Here is a 19,792-nt window from a genome sequence, read left to right on the forward strand (position 1 = left end):
AGGGCGCCCCGGCGCCCGGCAAGGGTATGACGCGCCAGAGGCGCGGGAGACGAGCGGCGCGCCGACGGCGCGCCATTGGGACATGAAACACGGTGCTGGCCTTCCGCCGGCACCCGGACAGTGGACTTGGGCGATGGGTACGGGCTATCGACGGGCCGGCCGGCGCATGCGGCTGGAAAAGATCGACGCCAGCGCGTCGCGGAGAGGGGAGCTCGGCGCATGAGTTTCGCGGCAGCGTTTTTCTATCTCTTCGCCTGCATACTGGTGGGGTCCGCCTTCATGGTGATCTCCTCCCGTAACCCGGTCTATTCGGTCCTGTTCCTCATCCTCGCGTTCGTGAACGCGGCGGGACTGTTCATCCTCATCGGCGCGGAATTCCTCGCCCTCATCCTGGTCGTCGTTTACGTCGGCGCGGTGGCGGTGCTGTTCCTGTTCGTGGTGATGATGCTGGACGTGGACTTCGTCGAGCTGCGCCAGGGCTTCCTGCAATATCTGCCTGTGGGCGTGGTGGTCGGGCTGATCTTCCTCGCCGAGCTGGTGCTGGTGGTCGGCGCCTGGGCCTCCGGGCCGGGCGTCAGCGTCGCCCGCAACGCGGTGATGACCTATCCGCGCGGCAACACCCACGCCCTCGGGCAGGTGCTCTACACGGACTACATCTACTTCTTCCAGATCGCCGGCTTCGTGCTGCTGGTGGCCATGATCGGCGCCATCGTGCTGACGCTCCGCCACAAGCCGAACGTGAAGCGGCAGAACATCTCCGCCCAGGTTGCCAGGACGCCCGAGACCGCGATGGAAGTGGTCAAGGTGCGCCCCGGCCAGGGCCTTTGAGGAGCCGGTGATGGAAATCGGACTGTCCCATTACCTGACCCTCGCGGCGATCCTGTTCACCCTGGGCACGCTGGGCATCTTCCTCAACCGGAAGAACGTCATCGTCATCCTGATGTCGGTGGAACTCATCCTGCTGGCGGTGAACATCAATCTCGTCGCCTTCTCCGCCTTCCAGGGCAATCTGGTGGGCCAGGTTTTCGCGCTCCTGGTGCTGACCGTCGCCGCCGCCGAGGCGGCCATCGGCCTCGCCATCCTCGTGGTGTTCTTCCGCAACCGCGGATCGATCGCCGTCGAGGACATCAACGCCATGAAGGGCTGAGGGCATGTATCAGGCCATCGTCTTCCTGCCGCTCATCGGCTTCCTGATCGCCGGTCTGTTCGGGCGCGTGCTGGGGCCGCGCCCGTCCGAGATCGTGACGACCGCGTTCCTGTTCATCGCGGCCCTGCTGGCCTGGATCACCTTTTTCCGCGTGGGCATCGGCGGCGCCGACACCCGGGTCCAGCTCATGCACTGGATCTATGTGGGCGACCTCAAGATCGACTGGGCGCTGCGCATCGACACCATGACCTCGATCATGCTGATCGTGGTCACCTCGGTGTCCTCGCTGGTTCACCTCTATTCCATCGGCTACATGCACGAGGATCCGAGCCGCCAGCGCTTCTTCGCCTATCTGTCGCTGTTCACCTTCGCCATGCTGATGCTGGTGACGGCCGACAATCTGGTGCAGCTGTTCTTCGGCTGGGAGGGTGTCGGCCTCGCCTCCTATCTGCTCATCGGCTTCTGGTATGAGAAGCCTTCGGCCAATGCTGCCGCCATGAAGGCCTTCGTGGTCAACCGCGTCGGCGACTTCGGCTTCATGCTCGGCATCTTCGCCGTGTTCGTGATGACCGGAGCGGTGAATTTCGACACCGTCTTCGCCCAGGCCCCCGGCCTCGCCGGCAAGACCATCCCCTTCCTCGGCCACCATTGGGACGCGCCGACGGTGATCGCGGTGCTGCTGTTCATCGGCGCCATGGGCAAGTCGGCGCAGTTCCTGCTGCACACCTGGCTGCCGGACGCGATGGAAGGCCCGACCCCGGTCTCGGCCCTCATCCATGCCGCGACCATGGTGACCGCGGGCGTGTTCATGGTGGCGCGCATGTCGCCCATCTTCGAACTGTCGCGCTCGGCCCTGGACCTCATCACCATCGTCGGCGCCACGACGGCCATGTTCGCCGCGACCGTCGCGCTGGTGCAGAACGACATCAAGAAGGTGATCGCCTATTCGACCTGCTCCCAGCTCGGCTACATGTTCGTGGCCATGGGCTCGGGCGCCTATTCGATCGGCATGTTCCACCTGCTGACGCATGCCTTCTTCAAGGCGCTGCTGTTCCTCGGCGCCGGCTCGGTCATCCATGCGATGCACCACGAGCAGGACATGCGCCACATGGGCGGGCTCTATAAGAAGATCCCGTTCACCTACGGCGCCATGATGATCGGCACCCTGGCCATCACCGGCTTCCCCTTCCTGGCGGGCTATTATTCCAAGGATGCGATCATCGAGGCGGCCTATGCCAGCCACTCGCATTTCTCGGTCTACGCCTACTGGATGACGGTGCTCGCCGCGGCGCTGACCTCCTTCTACAGCTGGCGCCTCGTGTTCCTGACCTTCCACGGCCAGCCGCACGACCACCACCACTATGACCACGCCCACGAATCCCCGCTGGTGATGACCATCCCGCTGGCGGTGCTCAGCGTGGGCGCGGTGTTCGGCGGCATCGCCTTCTACAATCTGTTCGTCGGCCATGACGTGGAGAGCTTCTTCCGCCACTCCATCTTCATGGCCTCCGACAACCACATCCTGCATGCCATGCACGAGGTGCCCGGCTGGGCCGCCTACCTGCCCACCGGAATGATGGTGGCGGGCTTCGCGGTGGCCTACTGGTTCTACGTGGTGGACCGCACGGTGCCGGTGGCGCTGGCCAAGAGCCAGGACGCGCTCTACCAGTTCCTGTTGAACAAGTGGTACTTCGACGAGATCTACAACTTCCTGTTCGTGCGCCCGGCCCTGTGGATCGGCCGCACGCTCTGGAAGAAGGGTGACGGCATGCTGATCGACGGCCTCGGCCCCAACGGCATCTCCGCCCGCGTGCTGGATGTGACGGGCCAGGTGGTCCGGCTGCAGACCGGCTATCTCTATCACTATGCGTTCGTGATGCTGGTGGGTGTCGCCGCCCTCATCACGTGGTTCATGTTCGCCGGAGTGTGACGATGTCCGACTGGCCGATCCTCTCCGTCGTCACGTTCCTGCCGCTGGTGGGTGCGCTGTTCATCTTCGTCGTGCGCGGCGAGGATGAGGTGGCGGCCCGCAATGCCCGCTGGGTAGCGCTGTGGACGACGCTCGTCACCTTCGTGGTGTCGCTGCTCATGCTGCCCGGCTTCGATGCCGCCGCGCCGGGCTTCCAGTTCGTCGAGAAGAAGCCCTGGCTGGGCGAGATCGCCGCCTACCACATGGGCGTGGACGGCATCTCGCTGCCCTTCGTCATCCTCACCACCTTCCTCATGCCGTTCTGCATCCTGGCCAGCTGGGAGAGCATCCATAAGCGCGTGAAGGAGTACATGATCTGCTTCCTGGTGCTTGAGACCCTCATGGTCGGCACCTTCTGCGCGCTGGATCTCGTCCTCTTCTACTTCTTCTTCGAAGCCGCCCTGATCCCGATGTTCCTGATCATCGGCGTGTGGGGCGGGGCGCGGCGCATCTACGCCTCGTTCAAGTTCTTCCTCTACACGCTGCTCGGCTCCGTGCTCATGATGCTCGCCATCATAGCCATGTACTGGCAGGCCGGCACCACCGACGTGCCCACCCTGATCCAGCACGGCTTCCCGGTGCAGATGCAGACCTGGCTGTGGCTGGCCTTCTTCGCCTCCTTCGCGGTGAAGATGCCCATGTGGCCGGTGCACACCTGGCTGCCGGACGCCCACGTGGAAGCGCCTACTGCCGGCTCGGTGATCCTGGCGGGAATCCTGCTGAAGATGGGCGGCTACGGCTTCATCCGCTTCTCGCTGCCCATGTTCCCGGAGGCGTCGCATTTGTTCGCGCCGCTGGTCTACACGCTCTCGGTGGTGGCCATCATCTACACCTCGCTGGTCGCGCTGGTGCAGGAGGACATCAAGAAGCTGATCGCCTATTCGTCCATCGCCCACATGGGCTTCGTGACCATGGGCATCTTCAGCATGAACGAGGCGGGCCTCCAGGGCGCCATGTTCCTGATGATCTCGCACGGCTTCGTGTCGGGGGCGCTGTTCCTCTGCGTCGGCGTGATCTACGACCGCCTGCACACCCGTGAGATTTCCGCTTACGGCGGCCTCGTGAAGCGCATGCCGCTCTACGCCACGGCCATGATGATCTTCACCATGGCCAATGTGGGCCTGCCTGGCACCTCCGGCTTCGTGGGCGAGTTCCTCACCATGCTGGCGGCGTTCGAGCGCAACACCTGGGTGGCCTTCTTCGCCGCCACCGGCGTCATCCTCTCGGCGGCCTATGCGCTCTGGCTCTACTGGCGCGTGATCTTCGGCCCGCTGGAGAAGGAGAGCCTCGCCAAGATGCTCGATCTCTCCCCGCGCGAGATTGCCATCATGGTTCCGCTGGTGGCGCTCACCATCCTGTTCGGCTTCTGGCCGGCGCCCGTGCTGGACATGACGTCCCACGCGGTGAACTTCGTCGTCGCCCGTACCGAGACAGCCGCTAGCGCCGCGAAGACCGCGGCGCTGCTGCTCAGCCACTGATCCGAGGTCGTCCGATGCCCTCCGTCCTGCCGCCGCTCGGCGCGGTCCTTCCGGAACTGCTGCTCGCGCTTTCCGCCATCGTGCTCGTGTTGATCGGCGCCTTCCAGGGTGAGAAGTCGGCCAATCTGGTGAACGGGCTCGCCATTGCGGCGCTGGTCGCCGCCGGGGTGCTGGTGCTGCTCCAGCCGGCGATCACGGTCGTCGGCTTTCACGGCTCCATGCTGGTGGACCCCTTCTCCCGCTTCATGAAGGCGGTGTCGCTGCTGGGCGCGGCGGTCTCCCTCATCATGTCGGTGGACTGGCTCGGGCGGGCGCAGCAGGCGCGCTTCGAATATGCCGTGCTGGTGGTGCTGTCCTCGCTCGGCATCTGCATCCTCATCTCCGCCGGCGACCTCATCGCCCTCTACCTCGGCCTCGAGCTGATGAGCCTGTCGCTCTATGTGATGGCGTCCATCAACCGCGACTCGGTGCGCTCCACTGAGGCCGGCCTGAAGTATTTCGTCCTCGGCTCGCTCTCCTCGGGCATGCTGCTCTACGGCTCCTCGCTGCTCTACGGCTTCACCGGCACGGTGAATTTCGCCGAGATCGCGAAAGTGGCGACCGCGCCCACCAACGGCCTCGTGTTCGGCATCGTGTTCGTGTTCGCCGGCCTGTGCTTCAAGGTGTCGGCCGTGCCGTTCCACATGTGGACGCCCGACGTGTACGAAGGCGCCCCCACTCCGGTGACCGCCTTCTTCGCCACAGCCCCCAAGGTGGCGGCCATGGCCGTGTTCGTGCGCGTCGCCATCGAGGCGCTGCCGCATGTGACGCATTCCTGGCAGCAGATCGTCGCCTTCGTCTCCATCGCCTCCATGGTGCTGGGTGCCTTCGCCGCCATCGGCCAGCGCAACATCAAGCGCCTCTTGGCCTATTCCTCCATCGGCCACATGGGCTTCGCGCTGGTGGGCTTGGCGGCGGCGACGCCGCAGGGCGTGCGCGGCGTGCTGGTCTACATGGCCATTTATGTGGTGATGACGCTCGGCTCCTTCACCTGCGTGCTTGCCATGCGCCGCGGCGGCCGCCCGGTCGAGACGGTGGACGACCTCGCCGGCCTCGCCCGTACCCGGCCGCTGATGGCGCTGGTGCTGGCGGCGCTGATGTTCTCGCTGGCGGGCATTCCCCCGCTGGCCGGCTTCCTGGCGAAATATTACGTGTTCCTGGCGGCGATCCAGGCGGGCCTGTATGGTCTGGCGGTGATCGGCGTGGTCGCTTCGGTGGTCGGCGCCTATTATTACCTGCGCGTGGTCAAGATCATGTATTTCGACGAACCCGCCGAGGCGTTCGATGGAATGCCCGGCGAACTGAAGGCGGTGCTCGGCGTGTCCGGCCTCTTCACCATCTTCTATTTCGTCTATCCGGCTCCTCTTATCGAGGCTGCGGGCGCTGCGGCGCGCGCGCTTTTCTGAACGATGGCGGCACAAAGGTTCCAAAGCTCGACCATCCCCATCATCCGCTTTTCGGAGATCGGTTCCACCAATGCGGAGGGTCTCGCACGCCTGAGCCGTGGCGAGGCCATGCCCGCATGGCTGGTGGCGGACATCCAGACGGCGGGGCGCGGCCGGCGCGGCCGGCCCTGGACCAGCGAACTCGGCAACCTGTTCGCCACGCTCGTGCTGCCCAATCCGGCGCCGGTGGCCAATCTGGCTCAGCTCTGCTTCGTGGCCGGGCTGGCGCTGCGCGACGCGGTGGTCGCGGCGGCGCCGCTGATCGCGCTCGACGGTCTCAAGCTGAAGTGGCCCAACGACCTGATGCTCGACGGCGGCAAGCTGGCAGGCATCCTGGTGGAAGGCGCCAATGACCGCTACGGCCGCCCGGCGGCGGTGATCGGCTTCGGCGTGAACTGCCTCCACCATCCGGACGATCTGCCGTATCGTGCCACCAGCCTGGAAGAGGCCGGCGCACCGACCGCGCCGGATCGCCTGCTGGAGGCGCTGGACCTCGCCATGACGGTGCGGCTCAACCAGTGGAACGCGGGCAACGGTTTTGCCTCCATCCGCGGCGACTGGATACGCTATGCTCTGGCCATCGGCGACACGGTGAGCGTGAAGATCGGCGAACGGGAAGTGACCGGGCGCTTCGAGAGCATCGACAATCGTGGCGCCATGATGCTGCGCCGCCGCGACGGGATCGCGGAAATCGTGACTGCGGGCGACGTTTCGCTCCAACCGAAAGTGGATTGACCCATCTGATGGCTGATACCAGCGAGCTCGTCTTCGCGCCCCTCGGGGGGGTGGGCGAGATCGGCATGAATCTCGGCCTTTACGGCATCGGTTCCCGCCGCCAACGTACCTGGCTCATCGTCGACCTCGGCATGAGCTTCGCGGGTGAGGAGGCGCCCGGCGTCGACCTCGTGCTGCCCGACATCCGCTTCCTGGAGAGCGTGAAGGACAAGATCGCCGGTCTCGTGCTCACCCATGGTCATGAGGACCATGTGGGCGCCATGCTCGACCTGTGGCCGCGCCTTGACTGCCCCGTCTACACCACGCGCTTCACCGCCGCTCTGCTCGACGCCAAGCGCCTGCAGGAGCCGGGCGCGCCGAAGATCCCGATCAACGTGGTGCGCTCCGGCGGCACGGTGGACATCGGCCCGTTCCAGGTCGAGTTCGTGCCGGTGGCGCACTCCATCCCCGACAGCCATGCCATCGCCATCCGCACCTCGGCTGGCCTCGTGCTGCACACCGGCGACTGGAAGCTCGATCCGACCCCGGTGGTCGGCCACGTCACCGACGAGGCGCGCCTGCGCGCGCTCGGCGACGAGGGCGTGCGGGCGATGATCTGCGATTCCACCAACGCCATCCGCGACGGCATCTCGCCGTCCGAGGCGGATGTGGGGGTGACGCTGAAAGAGGTGGTGGCCAAGGCCAAGTACCGGGTGGCCTTCACCACCTTCTCCTCCAACGTGGCGCGGGTACGCTCCATCGCCGAGGCGGCGCTCGCCAACGGCCGCGAGGTCGTCGTGGTGGGCCGCGCCATGGAGCGGGTCATCGGCGTTGCCCGCGAGCAGGGGCTGCTGGACGGCCTGCCGGCGTTCCGCGGCGCGGAGGCCTTCGGCTTCCTGCCGCGCGACAGGGTGGTGGCGATCCTGACCGGCAGCCAGGGCGAGCCGCGCGCGGCCTTGAGCCGCATCGCCGAGGATGACCACCCGGAGATCGCCTTGTCGCACTCCGACCTGGTGGTGTTCTCCTCGCGCACCATTCCCGGCAACGAGCGGGTGGTGGGCCGGGTCATCAACGGCCTGATCAAGCGCGGCATCAAGGTGATGACCGATCGCGATGCCCTGGTGCACGTCTCCGGCCATCCGCGCCGGGGCGAGCTGGAGCAGATGTACGGCTGGGTGCGGCCGCAGGTGTCCGTGCCGGTGCATGGCGAGCCGTTGCATCTCGCCGAGCACGCGGCGCTGGCCCGCAAGGCCGGCGTGCCGGAGGTGGTGTCCTGCTTCGACGGCCATGTCATCCGCCTCGCGCCGGGACCGGCCGAGCGAGTGGAGGACGTGCCGTTCGGCCGGCTCTACAAGGACGGCCGCCTGCTCATTCCCGACTCGGCCCGGACCGTGCCGGAGCGCCGGCGCCTCGGCTTCGTTGGCGTGGTTTCGGTGGCGCTCGCGGTGGACAGCCGTGGAACACTGGTGGGCGATCCCTCGGTGGAGATCACCGGCGTGCCGGAACGCGGGGAGGGCGGCGTCGACATGCTCGACCTCGTGCTGGACACGGTGGTGGCGGCGATGGAAGGCATGCCCAAGGCGCGCCGCCGCGATCCCGAGGCGGTGTCGGATTCGCTGGAGCGCGCGGTGCGCGGTGCGGTGAACGGCGCCTGGGGCAAAAAGCCGGTTTGCCACGTCCACATCGTCGAAGTCTGATACCTTCGAGCGGGTTTCAAAGGCCCGCCGCAGCATGAGCGCGGCGGGGCGCCCGCCTGGGGGGAGGACACAGATGATCGGACGGCTCAATCACGTCGCCATCGCGGTGAAGGACATCGCCGCGGCGGCCGCGCTCTATCGCGACACCATGGGGGCGGACGTCTCCGAGGCGGTGCCGCAGGTGGCGCACGGCGTGACCACCGTCTTCATCAACCTGCCCAACACCAAGATCGAGCTGCTGGAGCCCTTGGGCGAGAATTCGCCCATCGCCAAGTTCCTGGAGCGTAATCCCGACGGCGGCATCCACCACATCTGCTACGAGGTGGACGACATCGTCGTCGCCCGCGACCGGCTGAAATCCGCCGGCGCGCGGGTGCTGGGCGACGGCGAGCCGAAGATCGGCGCGCACGGCAAGCCCGTGCTCTTCCTGCATCCTAAGGACTTCACCGGCACGCTGGTGGAACTGGAACAGGCCTGAGGGGGCGTCCATGGGCATTGGTTCTACCCTCGCCATCTATTTCATTGTCTGGTGGCTGTGCCTGTTCGCGGTGCTGCCGTTCGGCGTCCGCTCCCCCGCGGAGGCAGGGGCCACGCCCGATCCCGGCACCGATCCCGGCGCGCCGGTGCGGCCGCTTCTGCTGCGCAAGGCGCTTGTCACCTCGCTGCTGGCCATCGTGGTGACGGCGGGCGTGTTGTATCTGGTCCGCAGCGGCACGATCCGCCTGGAGGATCTGCCGATGCCTTTCGACAACCGCGGTTACTAGAGCGCTTTCGAACGAAGTGGATCCGGCTTCGCGTGAAGAAAACGCGATCCGACAAACGGGTCTGAGAATTTCACCGCTTCAAGGAAGCGGGAAATGCTCGAAAGCTGCCGGATGGGGCGCTGCGGATTCGGATGGCTCCGGGGAAGCTCCAAGTCATAGGTCAGCTCCCAAGTTATAGGTCAGAACAGCTGACCGACTTTTCCGTATTGGCGAGGCCCAAAAAAAGAAAGGCGAGACCGGATGTCTCGCCTTTTTTAAATTTTTGCACTTTTTTGCGGAAATCGCGGGTGCCGCCGCTTTTTCCAATGTGCTGCCGTTCCGAAAATCTCTCGCGTTCGAAGGCGGTCGTCGGTCGGCTGTATTGTTTTTAAAGATTCCTCCCGAGACCCGGACCCTCTTCCTTGTGCCTTCCGGCACCAGGACGGTCCCCTTTCTTGTGGCGAACAGACCGTAGAACAAGAATCGTGCGCTTGTCATCCTTGCGGCGCAATACTTTACGTGCTGCGCCGCAACACGATGGTGGTGAAAAATACATCGCTTACAATGCGATACGCCGCCAACGCAGGTTTCCCAGGGTGAGAGCCGGGTCCGGGCGCGGCCGGGACGGGCGGCCGAAAAACGCCGGGAAACCGGCCTTGTGGCCGGCGGGCTTGTGTTTTTCGGGTCGTTCCGCTTTCTCTCAGCCCGAGTTCTTCCGAAACGTCCAACTTCCGAGTCTGTCCGATGCGCCTGTCCCGCTACTTCCTGCCCATTCTCCGCGAGGTTCCGAAGGAAGCGGACATCGTGTCCCACCGCCTGATGCTACGCGCGGGCATGATCCGGCAGGAGAGCGCCGGCATCTATGCCTGGCTGCCGCTGGGCCTCAGGGTCCTGAACAAGATCTGCGCCATCATCCGCGAGGAGCAGAACCGCACCGGCGCCGTGGAACTGCTGATGCCCACCATCCAGTCGGCGGACCTGTGGCGCGAGAGCGGCCGCTACGACGACTACGGCAAGGAAATGCTGCGCATCAAGGACCGGCATGAGCGCGACATGCTGTTCGGCCCGACCAACGAGGAAATGGTCACCGAGATCGTGCGCGGCTCGGTGAAGTCCTACAAGAACCTGCCGCTGAACCTCTACCACATCCAGTGGAAGTTCCGGGACGAGGTGCGCCCGCGCTTCGGCGTCTACCGCTCGCGCGAATTCCTGATGAAGGACGCCTATTCCTTCGATCTCGACGCGGAAGGCGCCCGCCATTCCTACAACAAGATGTTCGTCGCTTATCTGCGCACCTTCTCCCGGATGGGCCTGAAAGCGATTCCCATGGTGGCGGACACGGGTCCCATCGGCGGCAACCTGTCCCATGAGTTCATCATCCTGGCCTCCACGGGGGAGAGCGAGGTGTTCTGCCATGGCGACTATCTGGACATGGCGCCGCCGCCCGCCGACGTGAACTTCGACGCCGCCGCCGGCCTCCAGTCGATCGTTGACCAGTGGACCACGCTATATGCGGCGACCGAGGAGAAGCACGACGCGGCGGCCTTCGGCGCCGTGCCGGCTGACCGCCAGCTGGCCGCGCGGGGCATTGAGGTCGGCCACATCTTCTATTTCGGCACCAAGTACACCGAGCCCTTCGGCCTCAAGGTGCTGGGGCCGGACGGCACCGAGCGCCTCGTCCACATGGGGTCCTACGGCATCGGCCCCTCCCGTCTCGTGGCCGCCATGATCGAGGCCTCACATGACGAGGCGGGAATCATCTGGCCGGACGCGGTCGCCCCGTTCCAGGTGGGCATCCTCAACCTGAAGGCGGGCGATGCGGCGGTGGATGGCGCCTGCGCCGATCTTTACGCGAAACTAACCGCTTCTGGCGTCGACGTACTCTATGACGACACGGAGGAGCGGGCCGGCTCCAAGTTCGCGACCGCGGACCTGATCGGCCTGCCCTGGCAGATCCTGGTGGGGCCGAAAAGCCTCGCCGACGGCAAGGTGGAACTGAAGCGGCGCGTGGACGGCTCGCGCGAGCTGGTAACGCCCGCAGAGGCATTTGAGAGGCTCAAGGGATGACGGGAGGGCAGCGCATGGCCGCAGCCTCGGGTTCGCGCGGAACCGCGCCGGACACGGAGCCGACGGGAACCGGGCCTTTCGCTGCCTTCGAGTGGATGCTGTCCCTGCGCTACCTCCGGGCGCGGCGCAAGGAAGGCTTCATCTCGGTCATCGCCGGCTTCTCGTTCCTCGGCATCGTGCTGGGGGTGGCGACCCTCATCATCGTCATGGCGGTGATGAACGGCTTCCGGCAGGAACTGCTCGGCAAGATCCTTGGCCTCAACGGCCACATGCTGGTGCAGCCGCTGGAGAATGCGCTCACCGACTATCAGGCGGTGGCGGAGCGCATCTCCAAGCTGAACGGCATCAAGCTCGCCGTGCCGCTGGTGGAGGGCCAGGCGCTGGCCTCCTCGCCCTACAATGCCTCTGGTGTTCTGGTGCGCGGGCTGGCGGAGAAGGACCTGCGCCAGCTTCCCTCGGTGGCCAACAACATCCGTCAGGGCACCCTTGAAGGCTTCGACCAGGGGCAGGGGCTCGCCATCGGCAAGCGGCTGGCCGACCAATTGTCCCTGCGCGCGGGCGACAACATCACGCTGGTGGCGCCGCGTGGCGCGGTGACGCCCATGGGAACCTCGCCGCGCATCAAGGTCTACAAGATTGCGGCGGTGTTCGAGATCGGCATGTCGGAATACGACAGCGCCTTCGTCTTCATGCCGCTGCCCGAGGCGCAGGCCTATTTCAACCGCGCCAACGACGTGAACGCCATCGAGGTCTATATCGCCAACCCCGACGACGTGGGCGAGCTGCGCGGCGCGGTGCAGGCGGCGGCCGAGCGGCCGGTCTATATCGTCGACTGGCGACAGCGGAACGCCACCTTCTTCAACGCGCTCCAGGTGGAGCGCAACGTGATGTTCCTCATCCTCACGCTGATCGTGCTGGTGGCGGCGCTGAACATCATCTCCGGCCTCATCATGCTGGTGAAGGACAAGGGCCACGACATCGCCGTGCTGCGCACCATGGGCGCGACGCAGGGCTCGATCATGCGCATCTTCCTCATCACCGGCGCCAGCATCGGCGTGGTGGGCACGCTGGTCGGCCTGCTGCTGGGCGTTCTGGTGTGCATGAACGTGGAGGAGATCCGGCAGTTCATCTCCTGGATCACCCGCACCGAGCTGTTCTCGCCGGAGCTGTATTATCTCTCGCGCCTGCCGGCGAAGATGGACGTGGGCGAGACCGCTTCGGTGGTCATCATGGCGCTCACGCTCTCGCTGTTCGCCACCCTCTATCCCTCCTGGCGGGCGGCGCGGCTCGATCCGGTGGAAGCCCTGAGATACGAATGATGCCCCCCGAGAGCCCTCCGGCCCTTGCCCTCGTCGACGTCGCCCGCCGCTATTCGGAAGGGGAGGGCGTGATCGAGGTGCTGCGCGACGCCAACCTCGCGGTGGAAGCCGGCCAGTCGGTGGCGCTGGTGGCGCCGTCGGGCACCGGCAAGTCCACGCTGCTGCATCTGGCAGGCCTCCTGGAGCACCCGGACGACGGCGAGGTGTTCGTGGACGGTGAGCCGACCTCCGGCCTGCCGGACGCCGAGCGCACGCGGCTGCGGCGTATCCATGTCGGTTTCGTCTACCAGTTCCACCACCTCCTGCCGGAGCTGACGGCGCTGGAGAATGTGATGATGCCGCAGATGATCCGCGGCCTCTCCAAGCGCGACGCGGCTGCCCGCGCCGGTGACCTGCTGGGCTATCTCGGCCTCGCCAAGCGCCTGAACCATCGTCCCTCCGAATTGTCGGGCGGCGAGCAGCAGCGTGTCGCCATCGCCCGCGCCCTCGCCAATGCCCCGCGCCTCGTGCTGGCGGACGAGCCCACCGGCAACCTCGACCCGAAGACCTCCGACCACGTCTTCGGAGCGCTGGCCGAACTGGTGCATGCGACCGGCGTCGCCACCATCATCGCCACCCACAACATGGAACTGGCCTCGCGCATGGACCGTCGGGTCACGCTGCGCGACGGGCAGGTGGTGGAGCTGGACTAGCAAGGTCCGGCTCGCGCCCGGCGTCCAGGTCGGGCGCGCGACTGCGGCCCGGACGCCACACCCCCTGAATTCCGCCGGATCGCGCTTATTCCATTGCCTCAGCGGCACCCTTCCTTGCTACCACTAGGCGGGGCGGGAATGGGTGGCGTCGATGAGCGAGATGGGGGCTGTGGCCGCACCGGGCCGGAAATGGCTGCTGGCCAGTCATCCGGCCGGCTTCTGGTTCGTGTTCTGGGCCGAACTGTCGGAGCGGGCCAGCTTCTACGGCATGCGCGTGCTGCTGGCGCTGTATCTGGTGGACGTGTTCGGCTTCAAGGAGGCCGATTCCGGCTCCATCGTGCAGTTGTTCACTGCCGCCTGCTACGTGACGCCGATCCTCGGCGGCTTCATCGCCGACCATTTCCTCGGCCGCTACCGCACCATCGTCTGGTTCTGCATCCCCTACATTCTGGGCCATCTGGTGCTCGGCTATTTCCGCCAGGAATCCTTCTTGTTCCTGGCGCTGGCCCTGCTGGCGCTGGGCTCGGGCACCATCAAGCCCAATACCTCGACGCTGATGGGCATGATGTACGAGCGCCTCGGCAAGGGGCACCTGCTGGACGATGCCTTCGCCTATTATTACGCCGCCATCAACATCGGCTCGACCGTCGCCTCGCTGGGCCTGCCGCTGGTGCAGATCCACTATGGCTATGAGATCGCGCTTTTCATCCCCGCCGCGCTGATCGCCGTGTCCATGATGGTGTTCGTGCTGGGGCGGCGGCATTTCCCGCCGGAGGCGTTGCGCTGGCGGATGGGGCCGGGGAAGCCCGAGGCGCAGAAGCTGGCCGAGCGCGCCGTGCTGACGCGGCTCATCGGCATCCTGGCGCTGGTCTCGGTCTATTGGTTCGTGGCCGACCAGTCCGGCTCCACCTGGGTGTTCCTGGCGGAGAACCACATGGACCTCACCCTGTGGCCGTTCGGGATCACCTTGTCCGCCGCCCAGACGCAGGGCCTCAACCCGCTCATCATCATCTTCTGCACGCCGATTCTCGCCGCCATCTGGCGCCGGCTGGACGGGGCGCGGGGGCGGCCGCTCGTGCCCACGGACAAGATGATGATCGGCTTCGTGCTGACGGTGACCGCCATGGCGGTCATGACCATGGCGGGGACGCTGGCGACCTATGGGCCGGTCTCGGTCTGGTACCTGGTGCTCGCCACCTTCCTCATCACCATCGGCGAACTGTGCATCTCCGTGGTGGGGCTCCAGCTCTGCTACGTGGTGGCGCCGCATTCCATGAAGTCGCAGATCACTGCCTTCTTCCTGATGACCAGCTTCGCCGGCGATTCCTTCGGCGCGCTGTTCGACCAGCTCTATGGCGTGGTCAATTACGGCGTCTATTTCGGCCTGCAGGCGCTGATGGCGCTCGGGGCCGCGTTGGCCATGGTCTATGTGGCGCGCGGCCTGTCGCAGCGCGAGGAGCGCGAGGCGGCCAAGGAACTGGGCGGAGCCGCCTAGCGGATCGCCACCAGGATAGTGCCGGCGGCGATGAAGGCGACACCGAGCCAGTTGTGCCAGGAGAGCTTCTCGCCGAGGAAGACGGCACCGAAGATCGCCACCAGCACCACGCTGAGCTTGTCGATCGGGGCGACGCGGCTTGCGTCAGCGAGCTGCAGCGCGCGGAAGTAGCACAGCCACGATCCGCCGGTGGCGAGGCCGGACAGCAGCAGGAAGATCCAGGTCTGCCGCGAGATCGTCTCCAGCGGCTGCCACGCCCCCTTCGCCGCCACGATGGCGAGCAGCAGGACGAGGATCACCAGCGTGCGGATCAGGGTCGCCAGGTCCGAATGGATGGCGGCGACACCGATCTTGGCGAAGATGGCGGTGAGGGCGGCGAAGGCCGCGGCGCCGAGCGCCCAGACCTGCCAGGAGATCAAAGCCGATTTCATCGGCGGACCTTAAAGAGCCTTCCCGCCTTCCGGCAAGACTGGCCTTGGGGAAGACGTGGCCTTGGGGGCCGGACCTCGGGGGAAGGGGGAAGGCGGGGGAGGGGAAGGCGGGGACCGCCGCGCAGATAAGTTCAATCTCAGCCGCTCCGGCCCTAAGATCGCCGGACCGTCGACTCACGATCGAGTGCCATGCGCGACCCCGGCTTCGTCCATCTCCACGTCCATTCGTCCTATTCCCTGCTGGAGGGCGCGCTGTCGCTCGGCAAGCTGGCGGATTTCGCCAAGGCGGACGCCCAGCCGGCGCTGGCGCTGACCGACACCGGCAACCTGTTCGGCGCGCTGGAATTTTCCGAGAAGATGTATGGCGCGGGCATCCAGCCCATCGCCGGCTGCTCGCTGGCGCTCGACCTGCCCGAGCCGGTGGCGCAGCGCGGCGGCGTGACGCCGAAGAAGCCGCGCATCGTGCTGCTGGCGGCCCGCGAGGCGGGCTGGCGGCACCTGATGACGCTGGTGTCCCGCGCCTATCTGGAAACGCCCAATGACGAGGAGCCCCGGGTCACGCTCGATTGGCTGAAGGAGCTGAATGAGGGCCTGATCGCACTCACCGGCGGCCCGGCCGGCCCCGTTGACAAGGTGCTGGCGAGCGGCCATGGGGAGATCGCCGAGGCCCGCCTTGAACAGCTTGCCGCGATTTATGGCGACCGGCTCTATGTGGAGTTGCAGCGCCACAATACCGACCTGGAGCGCCTCGCCGAGCGCGGCCTGCTCGACCTCGCCTATGCCAAGGGCCTGCCGCTGGTGGCGGCCAACGAGCCATTCTTCGGCGCGCAGAGCGACTATAACGCCCATGACGCCCTCATCAGCATCGCCGAATCGAAGCTGCTGTCGGACGGCGACCGCCGCCGCCTGACGCCGGAGCACCGCTTCAAGACCCGCGCCGAGATGCTGGAGCTGTTCTCCGATCTGCCGGAGGCCACCGCCAACACGGTGGAGATCGCCCAGCGCTGCGCCTATCGGGTGCGCACCGCCAAGCCCATCCTGCCGCGCTTCACCTCGGGCGGCGGCGGCGACGCGCTGGCGGAAGAGGCGGCGGAGCTGGAACGGCAGGCGCAGGAGGGGCTCGTCGCCCGCCTCGCCAAGCACGGGCCGGCGCCGGGGCTGGAGACTTCGGTCTATGAGGAGCGGCTCGCCTACGAGATCTCCGTCATCAGCAAGATGAAGTTCCCCGGCTACTTCCTGATCGTGTCGGACTTCATCAAATGGGCGAAGGCGCACGACATCCCGGTGGGGCCGGGCCGTGGCTCGGGCGCAGGCTCGCTGGTGGCCTATTCGCTCCAGATCACCGACCTCGACCCGCTGCGCTTCGGCCTGCTGTTCGAGCGCTTCCTGAACCCCGACCGCGTGTCCATGCCCGACTTCGACGTGGACTTCTGCCAGGACCGCCGCGAAGAGGTGATCCATTATGTGCAGCAGCGCTACGGGCGCTCGCAGGTGGCGCAGATCATCACTTTCGGCACGCTGCAGGCGCGCGGCGTGCTGCGCGACGTCGGCCGCGTGCTGGAAATGCCCTACGGCCAGGTGGACAAGCTGTGCAAGCTGGTGCCGCAGAACCCGGCCGCCCCGGTCACGCTGAAACAGGCCATCGAAGACGAGCCCCGTCTCCAGGCGGCGCGCGACCAGGAAGAGGTGGTCAAGCAGGCGTTCGACATCGCGGTGCGCCTGGAGGGGCTGAACCGCCACGCCTCCACCCACGCCGCCGGCATCGTGATCGGCGACCGGCCCCTGCACGAATTGGTGCCGCTCTATCGCGACCCCAAGTCCAACATGCCGGTCACCCAGTACAACATGAAATGGGTGGAGCAGGCCGGGCTGGTGAAGTTCGACTTCCTCGGCCTCAAGACGCTGACCACCATCACCACGGCGGTGCGGCTCATCCGCCAGCGCGGCATCGACCTCGACATCACGTCCATTCCCCTGGACGATCCCAAGACCTACGCCATGCTGGCCCGCGGCGAGACGGTGGGCGTGTTCCAGGTGGAAAGCGCGGGCATGCGCCGCGCCCTCGTGGACATGAAGGCCGACCGCGTCGAGGACCTGATCGCCCTCGTGGCGCTCTACCGGCCGGGCCCGATGGCCAACATCCCGGTCTATTGCGACTGCAAGCACGGCCGGGCGGAGCCGGACTATATCCACCCCAAGCTCGAACCCTACCTGAAGGAGACCTTCGGGGTCATCATCTACCAGGAACAGGTGATGCAGATCGCCCAGGCGCTGGCCGGCTATTCGCTGGGCGAAGCCGACCTGCTGCGACGCGCCATGGGCAAGAAGATCCGCGCGGAGATGGAGAAGCAGCGCGAGCGCTTCGTCTCCGGCTCGGAGGAGCGCGGCGTCCCCAAGGCGCAGGCCGACACCATCTTCGACCTGCTGGCCAAGTTCGCCGACTACGGCTTCAACAAGTCGCACGCGGCCGCCTATGCGCTGGTCTCCTACCAGACCGCCTGGCTGAAGGCGAACTACCCCACCGAATTCCTCGCCGCCTCCATGACGCTGGACATGGGCAACACGGACAAGCTGGCGGAATTCCGCCAGGAGGCGCAGCGGCTCGGCATCGAGGTGGTGCCGCCCAATATCAACCTCTCGACCCGCGAGTTCGCGGTGGTGGACGGCCGGATCATCTATGCCATGGCCGCCATCAAGGGCGTGGGCGGCCATGCGGTGGATGCGGTCGTCGCGGCGCGGGGCGACCGGCCGTTCGCGGATTTCGCCGACTTCGCCGGCCGGCTGCCGGTGAAGATGGTCAACAAGCGCACGCTGGAGAGCCTTGCCGCGGCCGGCTGCTTCGACTGCCTGGAGAAGAACCGCGCCAAGGCGTTCGCGGCCCTCGACGCGGTGGTGGGGCATGCGCAGCGGGTGGAGGCGGACCGCTCGTCGGGCCAGAACGACATGTTCGGCTCCGGGCCGGTCAAGGCCAAGCTGCCGCTGCCGGATGCCGCCCCCTGGATGCCGGCCGAGCGGCTGCAGAAGGAATATGACGCCATCGGCTTCTTCCTCACCGGCCATCCGCTGGACGATTATGCCGAGGCGCTGAAGAAGATGCGGGTGCCGATCTTCAGCGATTTCGCTCGCAGCGTGCGCGCGGGCGCCGCGGCGGGGCGGCTGGCAGCCACCGTGGTGTCGCGCCAGGAGCGGCGCACCAAGTCCGGCACGCGCATGGGCATCGTCGGCCTTTCCGACCCGTCGGGGCATTTCGAGGCGGTGATCTTCTCCGAAGGCCTCGCCCATTACCGCGACCTGCTGGAGCCGGGCACGCCGCTCCTGATGATGGTGGGGGCCGAGCTCCAGGGCGAGGACGTGCGGGTGCGCATCCAGTCGTGCGAGCGCCTCGACGAGGCGACCTCCCGCCACCACAAGAGCCTGCGCATCTTCGTGAAATCCACCGACCCGCTGGACGGCATCTCCAAGCGCCTGTCGGGCGGCCGGGGCGACGGCGAGGTGAGCCTCGTCCTCCTGATGGAGGAGGGGAAGGCCGAGGTGGAAATCCGCCTCGACGGCCGCTATCCGGTCTCCCCGCAGATCGCCGGCGCGCTGAAGGCGATCCCCGGCGTGGTGGCGGTGGAGGCGGCGTAGGGCGAGGGCCGATATGGCGTATCGATTGCCGCCCCTGAATGCGCTGCGCCTGTTCGAGGCGGCGGGGCGGCATCTCTCCTTCAAGCTGGCGGCCGAGGAACTGCACCTCACGCCCAGCGCGGTCAGCCACGGCATCCAGGGGCTGGAGGACTGGCTGGGCGTGCCGCTGTTCGCGCGCAGCCATCGGCAACTGGCGCTGACGCCGGCGGGAACGGCCTATCTGCCGCGCGTAAGGGACATCCTGGCGCAGATCGCCGCCGCCACCGAGGCCGTGCCCGGCCGGCGTCCCGCCGAGCGGCTGCATCTGAGCGTGGCGCCGACCTTCGGCCTGCGCTGGCTCATCCCCCGGCTGGCCCGCTTCCGGACCCGGCATCCCGGCATCGAAGTGAGCCTCGATACCGCCCACCGCAGCGTTGAGTTCCCGCGAGACGGCGTGGATCTGGCGATCCGCATGGGCACGGGTGGCTGGGGCGGCATCCGCGCCGATCTTCTCGTGCGCGAGCAATTGGTGCCGGTCTGCGCGCCCGGCCAGGCGGCTGCGCTGCGAACCCCGGCGGACCTTGCGGGCCAGACGCTGCTGCATGTCACCGATGTCGCCGAGGACTGGGGCGCCTGGGCGGCGCGCCGTGGCGTCGCCGTGCCGGATCTCGACCGCGGGCTGCGCTTCGACGGCATCCATCTGGCGCTGGAAGCGGCGGCGCGGGGGCTGGGCATCGCCATGGGACGCCTGCCGGTGGTCCAGGATGATCTGGCCGAGGGGCGGCTGGTGGCGGTTCTCGGGCCGCCGGTCGAGGCGCGTACCGGCTATTGGCTGCTGGCCCACGGCTCGTCTTTGAGCCGGCCGGACGTGGCGGCGTTCCGCGCGTGGCTGCGGGACGAACTCGACGTCCCGCAGCCACCGGAGATGGCCGCGACTCTTTGAACGAGCC

General features: G+C 66.8%; 16 protein-coding genes. 15 read left to right on the forward strand and 1 reads right to left on the reverse strand.

Features of this window, described 5'->3' with window-relative positions:
- Positions 1 to 219: 219 nt before the first annotated feature.
- From YU1_RS0117715 to YU1_RS0117775, 13 genes are all read left to right on the forward strand, one after another.
- Positions 220 to 828, forward strand: a complete 609-nt coding sequence (locus tag YU1_RS0117715; protein WP_029005217.1) for an NADH-quinone oxidoreductase subunit J — start codon at positions 220 to 222, stop codon at positions 826 to 828.
- Positions 829 to 838: 10 nt separating this feature from the next.
- A complete protein-coding gene (gene nuoK / locus YU1_RS0117720) occupies positions 839 to 1,147 on the forward strand; it encodes an NADH-quinone oxidoreductase subunit NuoK (protein WP_029005218.1) in 309 nt (102 codons plus the stop codon).
- Positions 1,148 to 1,151: 4 nt separating this feature from the next.
- Positions 1,152 to 3,077 carry an NADH-quinone oxidoreductase subunit L gene (gene nuoL / locus YU1_RS0117725; protein ID WP_029005219.1) on the forward strand — a complete coding sequence of 642 codons (1,926 nt, stop codon included), beginning with the start codon at positions 1,152 to 1,154 and terminating at the stop codon, positions 3,075 to 3,077.
- A gap of 2 nt (positions 3,078 to 3,079) precedes the next feature.
- Positions 3,080 to 4,594 (forward strand): NADH-quinone oxidoreductase subunit M, encoded by a 1,515-nt coding sequence (locus YU1_RS0117730; protein WP_029005220.1) that lies wholly within the window; start codon positions 3,080 to 3,082, stop codon positions 4,592 to 4,594.
- A 14-nt stretch (positions 4,595 to 4,608) separates the two neighbouring features.
- Positions 4,609 to 6,039 carry an NADH-quinone oxidoreductase subunit NuoN gene (gene nuoN / locus YU1_RS0117735; protein WP_029005221.1) on the forward strand — a complete coding sequence of 477 codons (1,431 nt, stop codon included), beginning with the start codon at positions 4,609 to 4,611 and terminating at the stop codon, positions 6,037 to 6,039.
- Between the two features lie 3 nt (positions 6,040 to 6,042).
- Positions 6,043 to 6,813 carry a biotin--[acetyl-CoA-carboxylase] ligase gene (locus YU1_RS0117740; RefSeq protein WP_029005222.1) on the forward strand — a complete coding sequence of 257 codons (771 nt, stop codon included), beginning with the start codon at positions 6,043 to 6,045 and terminating at the stop codon, positions 6,811 to 6,813.
- Between the two features lie 8 nt (positions 6,814 to 6,821).
- Positions 6,822 to 8,489, forward strand: coding sequence for a ribonuclease J (locus YU1_RS0117745; RefSeq protein WP_029005223.1), 1,668 nt, complete (start codon positions 6,822 to 6,824; stop codon positions 8,487 to 8,489).
- A 73-nt stretch (positions 8,490 to 8,562) separates the two neighbouring features.
- Entirely contained in the window at positions 8,563 to 8,967 is a 405-nt protein-coding gene (mce, locus tag YU1_RS0117750) for a methylmalonyl-CoA epimerase (protein WP_029005224.1), read from the forward strand.
- Between the two features lie 10 nt (positions 8,968 to 8,977).
- Positions 8,978 to 9,253 carry a DUF1467 family protein gene (locus tag YU1_RS0117755; protein ID WP_029005225.1) on the forward strand — a complete coding sequence of 92 codons (276 nt, stop codon included), beginning with the start codon at positions 8,978 to 8,980 and terminating at the stop codon, positions 9,251 to 9,253.
- A 723-nt stretch (positions 9,254 to 9,976) separates the two neighbouring features.
- Positions 9,977 to 11,299, forward strand: coding sequence for a proline--tRNA ligase (gene proS / locus YU1_RS0117760; protein ID WP_029005226.1), 1,323 nt, complete (start codon positions 9,977 to 9,979; stop codon positions 11,297 to 11,299).
- Positions 11,300 to 11,313: 14 nt separating this feature from the next.
- Positions 11,314 to 12,618 (forward strand): lipoprotein-releasing ABC transporter permease subunit, encoded by a 1,305-nt coding sequence (locus YU1_RS0117765; RefSeq protein WP_051356992.1) that lies wholly within the window; start codon positions 11,314 to 11,316, stop codon positions 12,616 to 12,618.
- Complete coding sequence (locus YU1_RS0117770) at positions 12,615 to 13,310, forward strand: ABC transporter ATP-binding protein (protein ID WP_035715780.1); 696 nt, start codon at positions 12,615 to 12,617, stop codon at positions 13,308 to 13,310. The genes YU1_RS0117765 and YU1_RS0117770 overlap by 4 nt, the downstream gene beginning before the upstream one ends.
- Before the next feature lie 151 nt (positions 13,311 to 13,461).
- Positions 13,462 to 14,805 carry a peptide MFS transporter gene (locus YU1_RS0117775; RefSeq protein WP_084539956.1) on the forward strand — a complete coding sequence of 448 codons (1,344 nt, stop codon included), beginning with the start codon at positions 13,462 to 13,464 and terminating at the stop codon, positions 14,803 to 14,805.
- Here YU1_RS0117775 and YU1_RS0117780 read toward each other — a convergent pair.
- Complete coding sequence (locus tag YU1_RS0117780; RefSeq protein ID WP_029005230.1) at positions 14,802 to 15,236, reverse strand: EamA family transporter; 435 nt, start codon at positions 15,234 to 15,236, stop codon at positions 14,802 to 14,804. The two genes, YU1_RS0117775 and YU1_RS0117780, sit on opposite strands and share 4 nt — an antisense overlap.
- A gap of 189 nt (positions 15,237 to 15,425) precedes the next feature.
- Between YU1_RS0117780 and dnaE the strand changes: the two genes are divergently transcribed.
- A complete protein-coding gene (gene dnaE / locus YU1_RS0117785) occupies positions 15,426 to 18,863 on the forward strand; it encodes a DNA polymerase III subunit alpha (protein ID WP_029005231.1) in 3,438 nt (1,145 codons plus the stop codon).
- Positions 18,864 to 18,888: 25 nt separating this feature from the next.
- Complete coding sequence (gene gcvA, locus YU1_RS0117790; RefSeq protein WP_210163765.1) at positions 18,889 to 19,785, forward strand: transcriptional regulator GcvA; 897 nt, start codon at positions 18,889 to 18,891, stop codon at positions 19,783 to 19,785.
- The last annotated feature ends 7 nt before the right edge of the window (positions 19,786 to 19,792 follow it).

Source organism: Azorhizobium doebereinerae UFLA1-100, from assembly GCF_000473085.1.
GTDB lineage: Bacteria > Pseudomonadota > Alphaproteobacteria > Rhizobiales > Xanthobacteraceae > Azorhizobium > Azorhizobium doebereinerae.

Bases quoted from the DNA above. Each gene is read 5' to 3' on its own strand.
- YU1_RS0117715 (WP_029005217.1), top strand. From the start codon at position 220: ATGAGTTTCGCGGCAGCGTTTTTCTATCTCTTCGCCTGCATACTGGTG.
- mce (WP_029005224.1), top strand. From the start codon at position 8,563: ATGATCGGACGGCTCAATCACGTCGCCATCGCGGTGAAGGACATCGCC.
- YU1_RS0117745 (WP_029005223.1), top strand. From the start codon at position 6,822: ATGGCTGATACCAGCGAGCTCGTCTTCGCGCCCCTCGGGGGGGTGGGC.
- proS (WP_029005226.1), top strand. From the start codon at position 9,977: ATGCGCCTGTCCCGCTACTTCCTGCCCATTCTCCGCGAGGTTCCGAAG.
- YU1_RS0117730 (WP_029005220.1), top strand. From the start codon at position 3,080: ATGTCCGACTGGCCGATCCTCTCCGTCGTCACGTTCCTGCCGCTGGTG.
- YU1_RS0117780 (WP_029005230.1), bottom strand. From the start codon at position 15,236: ATGAAATCGGCTTTGATCTCCTGGCAGGTCTGGGCGCTCGGCGCCGCG.
- nuoK (WP_029005218.1), top strand. From the start codon at position 839: ATGGAAATCGGACTGTCCCATTACCTGACCCTCGCGGCGATCCTGTTC.
- YU1_RS0117765 (WP_051356992.1), top strand. From the start codon at position 11,314: ATGGCCGCAGCCTCGGGTTCGCGCGGAACCGCGCCGGACACGGAGCCG.
- YU1_RS0117770 (WP_035715780.1), top strand. From the start codon at position 12,615: ATGATGCCCCCCGAGAGCCCTCCGGCCCTTGCCCTCGTCGACGTCGCC.
- dnaE (WP_029005231.1), top strand. From the start codon at position 15,426: ATGCGCGACCCCGGCTTCGTCCATCTCCACGTCCATTCGTCCTATTCC.
- YU1_RS0117775 (WP_084539956.1), top strand. From the start codon at position 13,462: ATGAGCGAGATGGGGGCTGTGGCCGCACCGGGCCGGAAATGGCTGCTG.
- nuoN (WP_029005221.1), top strand. From the start codon at position 4,609: ATGCCCTCCGTCCTGCCGCCGCTCGGCGCGGTCCTTCCGGAACTGCTG.
- YU1_RS0117755 (WP_029005225.1), top strand. From the start codon at position 8,978: ATGGGCATTGGTTCTACCCTCGCCATCTATTTCATTGTCTGGTGGCTG.
- YU1_RS0117740 (WP_029005222.1), top strand. From the start codon at position 6,043: ATGGCGGCACAAAGGTTCCAAAGCTCGACCATCCCCATCATCCGCTTT.
- nuoL (WP_029005219.1), top strand. From the start codon at position 1,152: ATGTATCAGGCCATCGTCTTCCTGCCGCTCATCGGCTTCCTGATCGCC.